Origin of the sequence: Prevotella pallens ATCC 700821 (assembly GCF_000220255.1) — a bacterium.
Classification (GTDB): domain Bacteria; phylum Bacteroidota; class Bacteroidia; order Bacteroidales; family Bacteroidaceae; genus Prevotella; species Prevotella pallens.
Map to the genome: position 1 here is coordinate 1 of NZ_GL982535.1, position 851 is coordinate 851.

Annotated in this window: 1 protein-coding gene; it reads right to left on the reverse strand. The window is 32.5% G+C overall.

Annotated features, from left to right (window positions below; translation table 11 throughout):
* Positions 1-148: 148 nt before the first annotated feature.
* Positions 149-697, reverse strand: a complete 549-nt coding sequence (locus HMPREF9144_RS12535) for a hypothetical protein (protein ID WP_006046519.1) — start codon at positions 695-697, stop codon at positions 149-151.
* Between the last annotated feature and the right edge of the window lie 154 nt (positions 698-851).

Genomic DNA, 851 nt, shown 5'->3' on the forward strand with positions numbered 1-851 from the left:
CCATCACAGTCTGACCATCCGCTGTAAGGTTCATCACCTGCAGACGTTCACGCTGCTTGTCGTAGGTAAAGGTTTCCATTAACGAATATCCCTTGAGTTTCAAGTAATGAAACCGTGCGTCTCATTCACTGAGTGTCTAAGAAGGAAATTAAATAGTCTCTATCCTTAAAATACGACTTTTAGATAAATTTAAAAGAATCATTAGATTGTCATATTTACTTCTATTCTGTTCATGTCTTAAAGAGATTATGTGTAGACCTTTCGCAGGAGAGGATACACCCTTGTTGGGGTTTGTTGAATAGTATATATAATAATACTTATAAAGATTAACTAATACATAGATACGCCCCCGATACATATATGCAAGGTATTGTTTGAAATAAGTATTTAGATCCAATTGTATTGTATTGACTGGTATCATCTTTGGTAATTGCTTGCTTAAAATACTTCTAATTTTTGTCAACTCTCCTTCTGATAGTTCATAATAAACCTTATCCGTCCCATAAAAATGTGTTCCATTGCTATATATAGCAGTTGCTATCATCGGAATATCAAGATCCTCTTTTGAAACCTCTGTAGCATATATTTTCTGTTGTAACACATTATATTCTTTTGTTTTTGGTTGTTTATCATTACAAGTACAACCTACAAATGTAAAACAAAAAGCTATAATTAAGAGATTACTTAATTTATACATAATTTATTTCTTTTTTGTATTGAGTCTATAATCAAATCCTCTTGTACCAGGTTGTGCTTTTGCACCATATATAATTTCTTTCCCCGCTGCATTTTTAAGAGGAGATCCATTCATATATACATGCCATAATCCTGAACGTTTCTTCTCATAGTGC